The organism is Fulvivirga lutea, assembly GCF_017068455.1.
Lineage (GTDB): Bacteria > Bacteroidota > Bacteroidia > Cytophagales > Cyclobacteriaceae > Fulvivirga > Fulvivirga lutea.
The window spans coordinates 3233497-3252519 of record NZ_CP070608.1 but is presented as its reverse complement, the minus strand read 5'-3'; the positions used below and the strand labels follow the sequence as shown (position 1 = coordinate 3252519).

Below are 19023 nucleotides of genomic sequence, written 5' to 3'. Positions count from 1 at the left end.
TCAGCATTAAGTATGAGTTGTCTTCGTGACCGAATTTAATTTAGTTTACAACTTATTTCTATTATATTTATCTTATGATCCAGGCTTTTCGCAAATGCTTTTTCCTTACATTCCTGTTGATATCATTTTCTGCTTTTGGGCAGGAGGCATGTAATAACGGAGTTGATGATGATGGTGATGGCTTGGTAGATTGTGCAGATGGAGATTGTCAGTTTGCAGCCACCATTGAAAAGGGTTGTAATTGTGATGATGGGATTGATAATGATGGCGATGGAAATATCGATAATACCGATAGTGATTGTGCGAGTTTTTATGGCTTAGAGTTTATAGGTGATGATCAAAGTTGTAGTGCACTTGATGGTGGAGGCGGTGGAACCGGAGCATTTGATTTTGTAGGTCCTCCTGCAGAATCCGGTCAGAATACAGTAGATACACAGTCAAAAATTGCAGTGGGTGATATGAACTGCGATGGTATTCCAGATGTGGTCACCACTTCAAAATGGAATCAGTCATTAAGAATAATTGCTACTTCTGACAATCAACCTGACGGCTCAGATAGGGGTGATGTGATTCAAGATTATAAAACTCCTGGTAAAAAGATATTTCCTACAGGCAATTGGTTTTTTGAACAGGAAATACTCATTGCTGATATAGACGGAGTTTGTCCTCCTGAGATTTTTACCATCGCCAGTAAAAGAAAAAATGCCAACCAAGCACCGGAAGAGTTTGTTCTACTTGGCTTTAGAGCTAACCCTTCACCAAGTAATGGAGACTTAGTACCCTTATTTGATGCAGTTTCTCTTGGTCCTGATAGGCCAGGTTCTTTAGGAATAGCTGATTTTGATTGCGATGGTGATGCAGAAATATTTTTGAAAGACCAGATTTATAACGCTGCAACTGGCGAATTGCTATTAGACGGAAACATTGGCGATTGGGATACTGAGGTGAATGGAGGCCCTGTTGTAGCTGATATTATACCAGGTGGAAATCTAGAAATGGTTGTCGGTAATGAGTTATGGAGTATCCCTGCACTTACCGATGGTGTAACTCAAACACCAACATTGATTGCTGATATGAACACGATTGACCCTACACAGCAATGGTTTCCGAAAGAAATATTTGATAATAAGGAATATGGATTTGATAATTTTAGTTCCACTTCTATAGCTGATGTTAATGGAGATGGGAACCTAGATGTTGTTATGTCAGGTGCTCTCAATTCCTCAACAGGCAAGACGGCTGTTTTCTTTTGGGATATCACAAACAATACAGTAGATCATTATATAGTAGCCGACCCAATTTATGCAAATGGTTGGCCATTTGGTACTAGTAGGGTGAATCTTGGTGATGTGGATGGAGATGGCAAACTTGAATTAAGCTTTGTTGCAGGTAATCAATTAGTAGTACTGGAGGAATCTGGAGGGATTCTCGGAGACGATCCCAGTGACCCTTCCGGCAATACGGATGCAAATGGCCATGCAGTAAAATGGATTCGAACAATTAATGACAGTTTATCTGGTATCATATCAACCACAGTTTATGATTTTGATAATGATGGAAATCCCGAATTAGTTTATAGAGACTCTCAAGAGTTAGTGGTAATTGATGGTCGTGACGGTGTAACAGTTTTATGGTCAGTAACATGTTATTCTCACACATTTACGGAAGGTCCGGTAATTGCCGATGTTGATGGAGATTCTAATACAGATTTATGTGTTCCCTGTAATACAACCAACACTTTTGATATCAATGACCCTATCCAACAACAAGCTTTAGGAGAATTAAGATGTTTCTTTTCTGATGATAACGGATGGCTGCCAACAAGGCAAGTATGGAATCAGCAGGGGTACGCTGTAACCAATATTGGGGATGATTTGTCTGTTCCTTGTCCTGCTTTGGATATGACAACTGTCTTTTCAACAGGCGATTGCCCAAATGGCCTCCCTGGTCCCCAGACTCCACTGAATACGTTTATGAATCAGGTGCCTACTTTAGGTGCAGATGGTTGCCCTTTCTTTCCAGCTCCTGATATCTCATTCGTGGGTAATGATCCTACGCTAGATCCTAGTGATCCAGACTATGTAGACCCCAGTGACCCTAATTACTTCCCAGCTGTGGAGGTAATACCGCCAGTATGTGGTCTAAGAGGAATTGAAGTTGCTTTTAATATTATTAATAGTGGTTCACTAGCAATCACAGACAATTTAGATGTTAGTTTTTGGGAAGGTAACCCTACGTTAGCTGTAGATACGCTCACAGGAGAGCCAGCTACTTTATTAAATACGGAGGTTCTAGCATTATTAGGACTTCAAGTAGGAGATACCTTAAGCCAGGGCGGTATTACGTTCGATTACAGCGGAAGAGTATCTACTCTATACATTGTATTAAATGATGATGGAACTGAATTTCCTGTTGATTTATTTAATAATGAGTTCAGTGAGTGTTTTATAGATAATAACATTTTCGCATTTCCAATAACACCAACACCATTTACAGTAACAATTCAGAAAATTTCTGATAATACCAATTGCGATCCATCTGTAGCTACTAGTAATGACGGTGAGTTAACAGCAGTGATAACGCGAGATGGTGTGACACTTCCTTTAAGTGACTTTTCTTTTCAATGGTATGATGGACCTGATACAACATCGGCTCCTTTGCCAATTGCTCAAGGTGGTGATGCCAGCACTGCATTTCAACTTTCTAATGGTGATTATACTTTGGTTGTTACCGATTTAGACAAAGGTTGTTCAAGTTTACCCATCAGCGAAACAATTGTTCAACTGGCACAGACACCTCAGGCTTCTATTCAGGTAAACTCTAATCAAACAGTCTGTCTGCCGCCTAATGGAGAATTGGAAGTTGTCATGGCTGATTTTTCTGGTGTTACCTTTCAATGGTTTGATCAATTCCTAAATCCATTAGGAATAACAGGGCCTGTAGCTAGTGACCTTGACGAAGGGGGTTATAACGTAGTGGTAACTAAAAATGGTTGCGATACCACATTAGTGGCCAATATTCAAGGGCCGCTAGTGCCTGATATTACCGCTTCCGTAACACAAAATATTGTTTCATGTGCCGATGTTAATACAGGTGCTGTTACATCTGAAGTATTCCTGGCAGGTGTTTTACAAGATCCTGCTCAATACACCTTTAATTGGTATTTCTACGATATTGCTACATCTACACAGGGAAGTGCATTGCCACCTGAAAATGGTACAGGACCATCTCGTACCGGGCTAGCAGCCGGGGATTATGCCGTCTTTGCAACCCAGAATTCCACCAACTGTACCACCACATTTCCGGCCATTGTTACGATTACAGATAGTCGAGTTTTTCCAGAGGCAACTGTTGTGGAGGTTGCTCCCCAGACATCTTGTGACCCTGCTCAACCCAATGGTATTTTGGAAGTACAAATTAACTATCCTGGAGGTGGCCCTGAAGATCCGAACAACTTTACAATACGTTGGTTCAGGGGTGATAATACACTTGATTCAAATGAACACTTTGATGTATCTGCCGATGGTTCACAGGCATTTAATGTTCCTGGAGGTGGTGTGCCTTACACGGCACAAGTTGTTGATGTAAATGGCTGTGATGCTACCGACTTTTTAGCAGTTAGTGAGAGTATCATTTACCCTCAATTAACACTCACCAAGATCAGCGATAACACTATATGTGACGAGACACTAGCAGGAACTTCGTTCAATGGTGAGATTCAAGTTTCTGTAACATATGATGGAGTAAATATTCCATTGCCTGACCCAAATTATGAAATAACCTGGTATGATGGAGGTTCTATTGGTGCTCCCGTTATTGCCGTAGCAGACCCAAATAATCCTACATTATCAGAGCTTCCTGGTGGCCAGCAGTATACGGCAGTTATTACCAGAACAGATATATTTTGTCCTTCGAATGCGGGGACTGTGAACGTGCTTAACTTAAGCGTTCCTCCGGTAATTGATTTTACTATGTTTCCTAGTACAAGGTGTGCAGCGCCATTTAATGGAGCTGTGACCTTAAATACTATTGATGGAGCGGCCGTTGATTTTGGTACTCACACCGTAAATTGGTATGATGGAAATGCTTTAAAAGCCATTCCTGATGGTACTAATATTGGTACTTATTTCGGTTCAGGATTGGCTCCGGGAGATCAGGTATTGTTAGAAGTTATTGATAACGCTACCGGATGTAGTACTACTCAAATCAATACTATTACAGAGGGGCAGGCTAAGCCTACTTTCACCTTTACAACACAGCCCAACTCAGTTTGTGACGAATCTTTGGCTTCAAGTTTATTTACAGGTGAAATTGTAATTACCCTGGATGCGTATCCCAATGATCCGGGTGCGGATGGTATTGCCGACACTTATGATTACACTATTACTTCAGCTGCTACAGGAGCGATAACTCAAACTACAGCTGCAGGAGTAGTTACTTTTAGTAATCTTCCCGATGATAATTATACCGCTATTGTCACTAATAATGATTTAGACTGTCCTTCAGATGCGGTACCAATCACTGTAAATGATATTCAAATACCACCAGTAATTGATTTCACGATGAACCCGAATACAAGGTGTGTAGCCCCATTCAATGGTTCAGTAACGTTGAATACAATTGATGGCAATCCATTTAGTCCAGCGACTCATACAATAAATTGGTACGATGGCAATACCATTGATTTTTCGGGACCTGGGGGAGCAAGAAACCCTGATGGAACGAACATAGAAACTTATCTAGGCTCAGGTATCGCACCAGGAGATCAGGTATTATTAGAGGTAATTGATAATGCAACCGGCTGTAGCACCACACAGCTGAGTACAATTACTGATGGTCAGGCAAAACCTACATTTACCTTTGCTACACAACCCAACTCAGTTTGCGATGAGTCAATCGCTACTAACTTATTTACGGGAGAGATCGTCATAACTTTAGACCCCTATGCGAATGATCCAGGAGTAGATGGAAATCCTGATACTTACACCTACAGTATCACCGGTCAGGTAACAGGCTTTACAGCCAATAATAATACAGGTGTATTCCAAAACTTGGAAGATGACACCTATGATGTTGTAGTTACCAACGATGATTTGGGATGTCCTTCAGATGTTGTTCCAGTGGTAGTAAGTGATATTCAAATACCACCGGTAATTGATTTCACGATGAACCCGAATACAAGGTGTATAGCCCCATTCAATGGTTCAGTAACGTTGAATACAATTGATGGCAATCCATTTAGTCCAGCGACTCACACAATAAATTGGTACGATGGCAATACTATTGATTTTTCAGGACCAGGAGGAACAAGAAACCCAGATGGAACGAACATAGAAACTTATCTAGGCTCAGGTATCGCACCAGGAGATCAGGTATTATTGGAGGTAATTGATAATGCAACCGGCTGTAGCACCACTCAGCTTAATACAATTACAGATGGTCAGTTAAAACCTACATTTACCTTTGCTACACAGCCCAACTCAGTTTGCAATGAGTCAATAGCTACCAACTTATTTACGGGAGAGATCGTCATAACTTTAGACCCCTACGCGAATGATCCCGGTGTAGATGGAATTCCTGATACTTATACCTACAGTATCACCGGTCAGGTAACAGGCTTTACAGCCAATAATAATACAGGTGTATTCCAAAACTTGGAAGATGACACCTATGATGTTGTAGTTACCAACGATGATTTGGGATGTCTTTCAGATGTTGTTCCAGTGGTAGTAAGTGATATTCAAATACCACCGGTAATTGATTTCACGATGAACCCGAATACAAGGTGTGTAGCCCCATTCAATGGTTCAGTAACGTTGAATACGATTGATGGTAATCCTTTTAGTCCAGCGACTCACACAATAAATTGGTACGATGGCAATACTATTGATTTTTCGGGACCTGGGGGAACAAGAAACCCAGATGGAACAAACATTGTAACTTATCTAGGATCGGGTATCGCACCTGGAGATCAAGTGTTATTGGAAGTAATTGATAATGCCTCGGGATGTAGTACTACTCAAGTGAGTACAATAACTGACGCTCAACTTAAACCAACATTTACGCCATCCACTAACCCTAATTCAGTATGTGATGCTACGTTAACTGTAAATCCTTTTACAGGTGAAATCACGTTAACTCTTGATGCAAATGCTAATGACCCTGGATTGGATGATAATTATACTTATGACATTTCAGGACCAGTTGCCCAATCAAATAGTACTGGAGTATTCCAAAACCTTCCTAATGGTAGTTATACAGCAATTGTTACTAACGATGATTTAGGCTGTGCATCTGACCCTGTGCCGGTAGTAATCGATTTTACGCCTTCTGGCCCTGCAATTACTGAGTTATTAACACCAAGCACAAATTGTAGTGGTAGTGCTGATAACGGACAAATTGAGATTACTGCTATAGATGGTAATCCATTTGACAATACCACACATGAAATTAATTGGTATAATGGTAATTCTATTGTTTTTAGCGGAGGAGTTAGGAATCCCAACTTATCAGGAACTGATACTTATAGTTCAATTGCAGGTGACGCAGAATATACTGTTGAAGTTATAGATTTAGCGACAGGTTGTAGTTCCTCCGAAACATACACTTTACCAAAAAACCAAATTGACCCAGTTGTTACACTCAACACAAAACAAAATAACTCAATTTGTAATCCATCATTAACGAATCCCTCGGTTGAGTATAATGGATTAATTACAGTAGATGTTACCGACACCAATGGAGACCCTTCTCATACTTACACTTATACTTGGGTTAACGTTGCTACTGGAAACCCTGTATTAACCGATTTTCCAAATGCGGTTATAACACCAGCAGATGGCACTACTAATAGCTTAGTATCTACATTAGATCAGGTTCCTGGCGGAACGTATTCAGTAACTGTTTTAAATAATATTTTAGGTTGTGAATCTGAAGCTAAGGAGTTTACAATAACCAATGTACAGGTACTCCCTACACCTACATTAAACCTAAACCAACAGCAAACCTCGTGTGGAGCGCCAAATGGTGAGATTGAATTGACAGCACCTCTCGGAGTTAACTTCCAATATGAATGGTTTGTTGGATCTGGTACAGGAACACCATTTGTTAGTGGTACACATGGCACACTAACCTCTTCTACAATCATTTCTGATCTTGCAGGTAATACCAGATTTACTGTAAGAGTTACTGACTTAACAACAGGCTGTAGAGATTTGGCTGAGGAGTTGGTAATAGAAAATCTTGTTGATCCCGTTGTGGCTGAACTAAATAAGAATCCTAATGCTACTTGTGATGTTATCAACTTAGGCCCTACCGGAGATTTTGAAGTACAAATTACTTCAGGTTCAGGACCAGATTTAACATTCCCAACTTCTGATTACGATGTATTGTGGTATACAGGCTCAACTCCAACAGGCACTGAAACTAGAATTGATGGTGATGCACTAACAGCAGGCTCTCCAACTCTTTCAGGCTTAGATGATGGAGATTATACAGTCGTTATTGAGGATCAAACTACATTTTGTACTTCCGATCCTTTAGTTATTGAAATTGTTGATGCAATCGTTAACCCAACTATAACCACTGGTTTCACACAACAGACCAGTTGTGATTATACGAACAATCCAAATGGAGAAGTTACGGTAACTGTTACAGGTCCGGCAGGCCCATATACAGTAACGTGGTTCACTGGTTCAGATATTACAGGTACTGATATTACACAGTCTTCAAATACAGGAGTACCCGTAGGTACACCAATCACAGATGATATGGCAGGTTACCCAGCTGGTGATTATACAGTGCTTGTTTATAATGAAGTAACAGGTTGTACTTTTCAGGAGACTGTTACTATAACCCAAAATATAGTTAACCCTATAGTGTCTCTTACTCCTTCAGATCATACAGATTGTACTTTCGATGGGACTATTACTCCTAATCTAGTTCAAGGAGCCAATGTTAATTATTCATTTAATTGGTATCAAGGGCAAACTGTAGGTGCACCGGGTTCTGAAGTTTATAGTGCAACTGCTCTATTTGGAAGTGGTGACGAAGTGTTGAATCAAACGAATATTCAAGCTTTTGGAGTTTTGAATAATTTATATTCTGACTTCTACACACTGGAAGTAATTGATAATGAGAATTTTTGTACAATTAGTACGAGCACATCTTTTATTGCACCAGCACCAGCGCAACTAGATATTCGTTTTATAGATGTGGTTCAACCATCTGATTGTGCTCTGGCTGAAGGAGTATTAACAGGGTATGTTGATTTAAATGGTAGTGGTACAGCAGATTTGGCAACTGAAGTGCCAAATTCAGGTGATTTTAGATTTACCTGGTATGAAGGTCTTCCATCGGATCCTGATCCCAATTTCTTTGAAAATACAATTGACTCTTATTTTAATGGTTCAGCACTAAATGTTGATGTTAACGATATTTATACTAATGGTCCAGTGCCTGGTGGTACGCAAGATGTTAATTACTTTGAAAGTGTATCCGCTACTGACGGTGCAACAATTTATGAACAACCAAGTGGTACTTATACACTAGTTGTTGAAGACCTTAGAGGCGTTGGTGGAACAGGTTGTATTGAATATGCGTCCTTCTTTCTCCCATTCGTTGATGCTCAGGTAACAACGTTCATCTCTAAATCTGATGATACAGATTGTGATCCAGCAGTGGGTAATGGTACAATAGAAGTAATTGTGAATGAGGCGGATGGAACAGTTGCCAACCAGGCCCTTTATCCTGTTTATTTATTTGATGTACCCAATCCAGATATAGTTACTGATCCTGTAAATCCTAGTCCAGTACCAATTCAAACGATTCAAAGAGGCGGATACACGAGTGATTTCAGTGTGGATGTTGATGGGTGGAGTTCAACAAGAGCGAATATTACCAATTTATTAAGTCAAAATGATGGCCTTGCCGATCCAAGAAATGATGTATTGGAAATTGATAATACATCAACTACAGGAGTGCATTATATAGAACTTGACGTAGTATTCGTACCCGGAAATAATTATACGATTAATATTGAATACTTTATACCAAATTCAAATGCCAATGTAGACGGATTTAGGCTATTCAGTCCAGGTGCAGGTTTTTTCTTTGATGGGGCTGCTGGAGCAAACGGTGTGGTAACGAATATTTGGGATACAAAATCAGCAAGTTTCACCGCTTCAAATGAATCAATTAGGATTTATTCTATGAATGGAGTAAGTAATAATTTTCTTGCATCCTTGGGTAATGATTATCTATATATTGCCCAAATTGAGATAATTGATACTACTATTCCAACTACCACTTTCTCGAACTTGGGTCCCGGAGACTATTCAATTGTTTCTCAACAAGATTTTGGTTCAGGCTGTTATTCGGAATTATTACAAGTAACAATTGAAGATGCTGCTCAGCCACCTGTATTAACTCCAACCATTGCTCATGACACTTGGTGCGACAATTCAGGTAATAATGGGGATGGTTCAATTTCAGTAGTTCCAGCGTTAAATCCTTTAGATATAGCATCAGTGGATAACTCACCTGGTTCACCGCAAAATACTGAACCAAACCCAAGAACTTATACCTATTTATGGAATACTGCTGATGGAACCTTAGCGGTGGATGGATTTACTCAAACCCTTCTGGGGCCTAATCCTTCCACAATTTCGGGTTTGGCACCTGGAAATTACCAGGTAACAGTAACAGACGATGATACAGGTTGTCAAACAATTGAATCCTATGAAGTTATTGATCAGGATGTAGATCCATCATTAGCTGTTTTTAATTTAACTCCTTCAGATAGGTGTACGCCAAATGAAAATGGAGTAATTGAAATAGATGCGAATGATATTACCCCACAAGATGGAGTTACTCCAACCACTTCGGATTACTCATTTACACTATTATTGTTAGATGAGATCACGAATACCTATAACGATGTAACTGCATTATCCACCGAAGTTGATGCTGATCCACTTTATAGATTCGAAGATTTACCTGCCGGTAGATACGCACTTCAGATTGAGATATTGGATAATACATTCCCTGGTTTTGGGTGTGTTTCTCCTCCAATACCTGCTGGAGAAATAGTTGATAATTCTACTGACCCTGTTTTAACTGAAGCGATTACAGTGGATAACAGTTGTGACCCTTCATCTAGTGGTGAAATCCATATAATTGCTGATAACGGAGCCCCAAGCGCAGGAGTTTATACTTTTAATTGGTATTTGGGACTGGATGAAACGGGTACTCCGTTTAACGACCCAACGGATGGTACAATTTATAGCCCAGGTGATACACATCCAACTTTTGGTTTGGTAGGTGATAATGAATCATATATATCGGATGTTATCCATGGCGATTATGCTGTAGAAGTATTTGATCCAGTTACAAATTGCTTCACTATTAGAACCTATGAGGTAAATTATGAGCCATTATTGCCAAGTTTAACGGTAAATTTTGAAAGTCAGCGTGCCTGTGATATTACTATTCCAACTGCCGGTTCAATTGAATTAGCAACTGTTTCTATTGATGCAATTGATGACTATGAGTTTTATTTATATGACAATGAAACAGATCTGAATGTCGGTCCGGGCAATGAAGTGGCCCTGGATAATGATTTAGCCGGTGGAGCTTTATTTAATGGTTTGGTTGCAGGTACTTATTATGTAGTCGGCCTTAAAGTTCAGGGTGCTACAGGAGGCTTGGGATGTGCGACATCTCCTGTGTCAGTTGTAATTGAGGATGAAACTGTTCAACCTGATATCTCAATTGTTCCTGAGTTTGATACTTCATGCGATGCTACAAATCCAGAGGGCTTAATTTCTATTACTACCTCTACAACTGGTGGATTAGGGGATGATTCAAATAACCCAGTTTATACTTACACACTAACCAGTACTAATGCAGCTGCTACTGCTGCAATTACTGCATTAGGTGGACCTTTAACCGGTAATGGTAATCCAACGGATGCCGATAATGATAATGTAGATGACGATGGGGATGATGACATTATTTTTGGCTTACCAGAAGCTCTTTATACCATTGTAGCGGAGAATAGTATCACTGGTTGTTCAGTAACTGGCCAATTTGAAATAACTAAAGTAGAAGAACCTATTATTGTTCAGACAGTAGATGCAACTGACATGACTACCTGTGACTTGACAATAGGTGGTGGAACGGCCACTGTTACTTCAGTCAGCCCACTGGATGTTTTTGGTGCAGGTAATACAATCGATGACGAATACAGTTTCGAATGGTATAGAGGAGAATTTGGTGAGGATTTTAGCACTGCATTTACTAATGGGCCGTTCGTAGGTGTAAACGGTGCGGATACTCAGACTCAGATTGAATTAGATGAAGGAACGTACTACGTGATAGCTACAAGAGAACTTGGTTTTCCTCCAGGATCAGGTTGTGCGAGCCCACCATTTAGAGTAGATATTCTTGATCTAAGTATTGACCCAACTTTTACGGCCACAGCCAACTCAGAGACGAGTTGCGATGGTTCAGGGGAAGGTAGTTTAGTAATTAACAATATCGTAGGCACAGGCCCATTGTATAATATTACGATAGATGAAGTAGATGGCGGAGGGGCATTAATGGGTAACATATCCACAAACAATAACTATGATTTTGGGGCTTCCGGAGCGTATACAGAAACAGGCTTAGGTGTAGGTTTCTACCGCACGACAGTATTTGATATAGGTACTGGTTGTCAGACTATTCAGACCAGAGAGATCACGTTAAGTGAACAGCCGATTATCATTACAGATGCTTCAGCCACAGATCAGACTACCTGTGATCCAACAATTAATGGAGGAACAGTATCGATTAATGCTGTAACACCACTAACAGGAGCATCGATTGTAGCTGAGTATGAGATATTCTGGTATGGAGGGGCACTAGGAGCTGATTTTACAACAGCATCTGCTTCACCAGCGATAGCTACGGATGTAGAAACAGTACCGGACTTAACAGAAGGGACCTATTATGTGCAAGTAAGAAGAAGAGCAGGTTTCTCACCTGGAGCAGGTTGCGAGAGTGCGCCTTTCAGAGTAGACGTATTTGACGTAAGCGTGAATCCTACCTTTACAGCCACAGCGAACTCTGAGACGAGTTGTGATGGTTCAGGGGAAGGTAGTTTAGTAATTAACAATATTGTAGGCACAGGCCCATTGTATAATATTACGATAGATGAAGTAGATGGCGGAGGGGCATTAATGGGTAACATATCCACAAACAATAACTATGATTTTGGGGCTTCCGGAGCGTATACAGAAACAGGCTTAGGTGTAGGTTTCTACCGCACGACAGTATTTGATATAGGCACTGGTTGTCAGACTATTCAGACCAGAGAGATCACGTTAAGTGAACAGCCGATTATCATTACAGATGCTTCAGCCACAGATCAGACTACCTGTGATCCAACAATTAATGGAGGAACAGTATCGATTAATGCTGTAACACCACTAACAGGAGCATCGATTGTAGCTGAGTATGAGATATTCTGGTATGGAGGGGCACTAGGAGCTGATTTTACAACAGCATCTGCTTCACCAGCGATAGCTACGGATGTAGAAACAGTACCGGACTTAACAGAAGGGACCTATTATGTGCAAGTAAGAAGAAGAGCAGGTTTCTCACCTGGAGCAGGTTGCGAGAGTGCGCCTTTCAGAGTAGACGTATTTGACGTAAGCGTGAATCCTACCTTTACAGCCACAGCGAACTCTGAGACGAGTTGTGATGGTTCAGGGGAAGGTAGTTTAGTAATTAACAATATTGTAGGCACAGGCCCATTGTATAACATCACGATAGATGAAGTAGATGGCGGAGGGGCATTAATGGGTAACATATCCACAAATAATAACTATGATTTTGGGGCTTCCGGGGCGTATACAGAAACAGGCTTAGGAGTTGGTTTCTATCGCACGACAGTATTTGATGTAGGTACCGGTTGTCAAACTATTCAGACTAGAGAGGTCACGTTAAGTGAACAGCCGATTATCATTACAGATGCTTCAGCCACAGATCAGACTACCTGTGATCCAACAATTAATGGAGGAACAGTATCGATTAATGCTGTAACACCACTGACAGGAGCATCGATTGTAGCAGAGTATGAGATATTCTGGTATGGAGGGGCACTAGGAGCTGACTTTACAACAGCTTCAGGCGGTGGAACGATCGCCACGGATGTAGAAACAGTACCGGACTTAACAGAAGGAACCTATTATGTTCAAGTAAGAAGAAGAGCAGGTTTCTCACCAGGAGCAGGTTGTGAGAGTGCACCATTCAGAGTAGATGTATTTGACGTAAGCGTGAATCCTACCTTTACTGCTTCAGCGAACTCAGAGACAAGTTGCGATGGTTCAGGGGAAGGTAGTTTAGTAATTAACAATATCGTAGGCACAGGCCCATTGTATAATATTACGATAGATGAAGTAGATGGCGGAGGGGCATTAATGGGTAACATATCTACAAACAATAACTATGATTTTGGTTTTTCAGGACCGTATACAGAAACAGGTTTAGGAGTAGGCTTCTATCGCACGACAGTGTTTGATGTTGGTTCAGGTTGTCAACTGGTACAAACGAGAGAAGTGACCTTTAGCCAGCAACCAATAATTATTACCGATGCAGAAGCAACAGATCAATTAACCTGTGATCCTACTATAAATGGCGGAACCGTAACGCTCAATTCAGTTACACCGTTTGGCGCGTCACCAGATATTCTAACCGAATATGAGATTTTCTGGTATGGTGGAGCCTTGGGTGCAGACTTTGCTACTGCTTCTGGAGCTGGTACGATTGCTACTGATGTAGAAACCGTGCCTAACCTGTCAGAAGGGACTTACTATGTACAAGTGAGAAGAAGAGTTGGATTTTCACCTGGTGCGGGTTGTGAAAGTGCACCATATAGATTGGATGTATTCGATTTAAGTACTTTGCCAATATTGTCTTACGATGTACCTGAACCTGACAGAACATGTCCTGGAGCTACCGAGTTTTATGGACAAGTGACCATTGATTCAGATGTAGATATTAGCTTGAATTTGGCTGATTGGGTATTTGAATATGATGCAGACGATGATGGTGTATTTGGAGAAGTAGGTGATGACGATCTTCCAGGTTCTTACGCGTCAGTAGTCAATACAATAAGATCTGCTACTTTCTCAGGGTTATCAGCAGGTACATATCGACTAACAGTTATGGATGTAAATGGCTGTACGAATACCACTGATGTTGAAATCGTAAATGATCCAACGGCTAGTACACCTAATATTGTAGATATCAACCCTGATTACCCAGATGGATGTGATGGTATTAGTGGTAGTTTGGAAGTAACCAGTATAACAATTGGGTCTTCTGGTACTTTTGGTCTTCCAGATGTAGCTGACCCTTTACAATTTACATATGAATGGTACTTTGAAACATTTGATGCTGCCGGCTTGATAGCTGGTGAAACTACGAATACGCTTAATGGCCTTCAAGTAGGTACGTACTACGTGGTCGTAACTAGTGTATTAACACAATGCACATCAATACCTAAAGAATTTGAGGTTGATGATAGGGATATTATTTATCCGGAATTGGTATTAGAGCAGACAATTCCACAATTAAGTTGTGAGGAACCTTATTCTGGTGAGCTCACTGCCACTGTAGATGAAATTGCCGGGCCAACTGGTCCTTACACTTTCGACTGGACTTATGAAGGTAGTGCTGTATTGCCGCTTAATGTAGTTACCGGTAATCCTGTTACACCAGAATTTCCTGCGCCTAATGTAAGTGTTCTAGATAGTTTACCGGTCGGTAGATATGATGTCGTTGTTACAAATACGGCAACGGGATGTACTGCTACCCAGCTATTTATCGTAGAAGATGAAAGTTTATTCTTCCTACCAGTAATAAATACAGGTACAGAGCCTGTAACAAGTTGTGATGTAAATAATGGTGGTATATTTGGTATAGCAGTGCCTTTCTTAGATGCTAATGGTATTGATATTTACCCTATCAGAAATGCTGGTGGAGGCCCTGCTTATAATTATCAAATAGATATTTATTCAGGTGATATTCAGGGTGATCCTAACTTAAATGATCCGACATTCCTGGGAGATAGAGCATCTCAAAATAATGTAAGTGCTGGTGTGAATGTATCAGTTGGCTCGGTGCAAGCTGGATTATATACCGTTAGGTTAATTGATAATAATACTGGTTGTATTTCGGTAAAAGTAGATGAGGTATTTGTGAGTAATACATTCCCTCAACTCGAAATAGTTGTCGAAAATCCATTAGTTTCCTGTGACCCGGCTGATCCGGATGGGCAATTAAATGTAATTGTCGATGGACAGCCATCGGTTAGCGGGTATACATTTGAGTGGTATGAAGGCACTGTAGCCACTGGTGACCCGGCAGATATTATAGATAACAAAAGTAGACTGGTTGGGGTAGGTGCAGGAGATTATACGGTACGTGTTACAAATAACATTTCAGGCTGTTTTACTGATGCAACAGGTACAGTAGAAGAAGATCAGTTGCTAGCTCCAACTCCAACTCCAGAATTGTTGTCTGATAGGTTCTCTTGTATTGTGGAAGATGGAGAGCTAACGGTTACTGTTGATGGAGAAACACAAGGATACACATTTGAGTGGTATGAAGGTGAAGATGGAACAGGTACAGTTATTTCTACGAATGTAAGAGTACAAAACCTTGATGTAGGAACTTACTCAGTTGTAGCTTTTGATAATGTAACGGGTTGTTCTTCCTTACCAGCTAGTATAAGTGTTGGTGATCAGAGAATTGATCCTGAGTTTGTGTTTGAAACCGAAGGTTCTAAATGTGATGAAGCAACCGGTTTAGCAAGAGTTGTAATGACGAACAATGCTTCTGTAGGTTCGATCACCTGGACGGATTTAAGTAATGGTGCTGGATTAGGACTTGGTCAGGAGATCAATGACGTAGAGTCTGGAGAATACAGTGCATTGGTTGTTACACCATTTGGTTGTGAAAACGAAGGTATTGCCGAGGTTGGTACAGTTATTACAAACTATAACCTTGTTTCTCCAGATGGAAGTGGAACCAATGACAACTTCCAAATTGATTGTATTACCAGATACCCTAACAACAATGTGAAAATTTATAATAGATCGGGTGTGCTTGTGTACCAAATTGATGGATACAATAATGAAGACAAATCATTCGTAGGGTTAGGTGAAAACGGAGTATACGGTATAGGTAATGATTTACCGAATGGTACATATTACTATGTAATTGATAGAGGAGATGGTTCTAAGTTGATTTCAGGATTTTTAGAACTAATTCGCTAAATTCAAGATGAACATGAATAAATTTTTTAAAGTAGTTGTATTCGTTTTCTTGACTTGCACTGGGGCTCAGTCTCAGCAGCTAAGGCCAGTACAGAGCTTATACATGTTCGATCTGTTATTAATTAATCCAGCTTATGCAGGTAGCCAGGTACAGTTAAGCGCAACTTCTATTTATAGAAACCAATGGGTGAACTTGGAAGGAGCACCTCAGACTTTTACAGCTTCTATGCAGTCGAGTTTATTAAATAATAGAATGGGGCTTGGTTTGGTCTTGGGTAAAGATGTACTTGGTGTACATGAGAACTACAATATATTTGCGAGCTATGCTTACAAAATACCAATGTACGGTGGTGCAAGCTTGTCAATGGGTTTGCAAGCTGGTTTTGACTTAATTCAATCTGATTTTACGAGAACCACAGTTCCAACAGCTTCTGGAGCGTCAGGTGCGCCCGGTTCAAGTGACCCTTACTACTTAGCAACAAGTGCCGCTAATCCAAACTTTGGTATGGGTCTATTCTATACTAATAGAGTCTTTTATGCAGGAATTTCGGTGCCATATATTCTGGAGAACGACATCATTCAGGATGTTGAAAGTGGACAGTTAACTACTGAGTCAGTAAAAAATACCCGAAACTATTATGTACATGGAGGAACCACTTTTCAGACGGATCCAAACTTCAAAATTTTAGCTTCAACACTCGTTCGATTTCAGGATGGTGCTCCACTAAGTTTTGATGTAAATGCATTGGGCGTAATCAAAGAAACTGTGGGCCTTGGAATGGGTTACCGTTTAGTTGAAGGCCTTATTTTTATGTTCGAGTTAAAAGTAAATGAAAACTTTCATGTAGGATATGCCTATGACAAAACAGTCTCTACCATCGGTAGAGTATCTAGTGGTTCCCATGAGATTATGCTCAACTACAGAATAAAGATTCAGAGATGGCATCAAGGCCTTGAATGCCCTTCTTACTTCTAATTTACGTTCAGCTCTTTCTCTATTTTATCTAGTAAGGCATCTACTTCTTTAGAAACCTTTTCATAGTCTGATACATTTCCAAGTTTTGTATTAGCACTTAGATAAAATTTGATTTTAGGCTCAGTGCCTGATGGCCTGGCCGATATCTTGTAACCTTCTTGAGTGAAAAATTGCAAAACATTTGATTTAGGAAAGTCTATGGTTTTTTCTTCTCCTGTTACAGTATTGCGTTCAATACCCGCTAAATAATCAGCCACTTTTACCACCTTAGAACCAGCAAAAGAAGCTGGAGTTTGTTCTCTAAAGTTGGACATCATTTTTTTGATCTCCTCTTCACCGGCCATACCCTTTTTGGTAATTGAAATCAGGCGTTCTTTGTAAAAACCAAATTTAACGTACATTTCCTGTAGCATCTCATATAATGATTTGCCATTGTCAGAAGCATAGGCACACATTTCGGCAATCATAGCACAAGAAGCAATAGCATCCTTATCACGAACAAAATCACCTACCATATAACCGTAGCTCTCTTCACCTCCAATGATAAACTGCTCTTTACCTTCCAATTGCTTTATTAATGCTGCGATGTACTTGAATCCCGTTAATGTATCGTAGCAGTTTACGCTGTAATGCCTGGCTATATCATTAATAAGGTCAGTGGTTACAATGGTCTTGATAACGCACTCGTTGCCTTTGAACCGGTTAAGCTCTTTCCATCTATTAAGCACATAATATGTGAGTAAACTTCCAGTCTGGTTTCCATTCAGTAAGATATACTCGCCTTTATCATCTTTTATGGCAATACCCACGCGATCGGAGTCAGGGTCGGTTGCCATAATTAGCTCAGCATTAATTTCCTTCGCCTTATTGATGGCAAGGTTTAGTGCTTCCTTCTCTTCCGGATTAGGATAAACAACTGTTGGGAAATTACCATCCGGTGTTGATTGCTCTTCGAGTAAATGAACGTTAGTAAAACCTAATTCCTCCAAGCATCTTGGCACCATTTTATAGCCCGTACCATGGATAGGAGAGTAAATGATGCTGATATCATGCTGATTCTTCACGGATTCAGGAGATAAGCATTGTGATTTTACTTTATCCAAATAGATTGAATCAATCTCTTCGCCAATAGTCTCAATTAAATTGGCGTTTGAATTAAAGTTTACCTCGTCAATGCTTTTAATAGCGCTAACCTCATTTATTACATTTTTATCATGTGGTGCAATTAGCTGCGCGCCATCATTCCAATAGGCTTTATAGCCATTGTATTCTTTCGGGTTATGCGATGCTGTAATAACAACACCACTATGACATTCGAGATGTTTAATAGCAAATGAGAGCTCAGGTGTAGGCCTTAAATCTTCAAATAGATAAACTTTAATACCATTTGCCGAGAATACAGCCGCTGTATTTTCCGCAAAAAATCTACTGTTATTTCTACTGTCATGAGCAATGGCAACTTTTATCTGCTCATTTGGGAATGACTTGAGAAGGTAGTTAGCCAAACCCTGTGTGGCCATCCCAATTGTATATTTATTCATACGATTGGACCCAATGCCCATAATGCCACGAAGACCACCGGTGCCAAACTCCAGGTCTTTATAGAATGCTTCAGCCAAAGCTTCTTCATTCTTCATCAGCGCTCTGATTTCAGCCTTTTCGCTTTCTTCGATATTGCTATTTAGCCACTTCTCTGCAATGGCCTTAACATCTCTATTCATA

General features: G+C 40.3%; 3 protein-coding genes. 2 read left to right on the top strand and 1 reads right to left on the bottom strand.

The features are described from left to right. Positions 1–74: 74 nt before the first annotated feature. Positions 75–16325 (top strand): T9SS type B sorting domain-containing protein, encoded by a 16251-nt coding sequence (locus JR347_RS14425; RefSeq protein ID WP_205721294.1) that lies wholly within the window; start codon positions 75–77, stop codon positions 16323–16325. 13 nt (positions 16326–16338) lie between these two features. Then, a complete protein-coding gene (locus tag JR347_RS14420; RefSeq protein WP_205721293.1) occupies positions 16339–17301 on the top strand; it encodes a PorP/SprF family type IX secretion system membrane protein in 963 nt (320 codons plus the stop codon). On the opposite strand, the gene JR347_RS14415 is transcribed toward JR347_RS14420, so the two are convergent. Continuing rightward, complete coding sequence (locus tag JR347_RS14415) at positions 17298–19022, bottom strand: phospho-sugar mutase (RefSeq protein WP_205721292.1); 1725 nt, start codon at positions 19020–19022, stop codon at positions 17298–17300. The two genes, JR347_RS14420 and JR347_RS14415, sit on opposite strands and share 4 nt — an antisense overlap. Position 19023 lies beyond the last annotated feature (1 nt).

Excerpts from the sequence above, each read along its gene's own strand:
- JR347_RS14425 (WP_205721294.1), top strand. The coding sequence starts at position 75 with ATGATCCAGGCTTTTCGCAAATGCTTTTTCCTTACATTCCTGTTGATA.
- JR347_RS14420 (WP_205721293.1), top strand. The coding sequence starts at position 16,339 with ATGAATAAATTTTTTAAAGTAGTTGTATTCGTTTTCTTGACTTGCACT.
- JR347_RS14415 (WP_205721292.1), bottom strand. The coding sequence starts at position 19,022 with ATGAATAGAGATGTTAAGGCCATTGCAGAGAAGTGGCTAAATAGCAAT.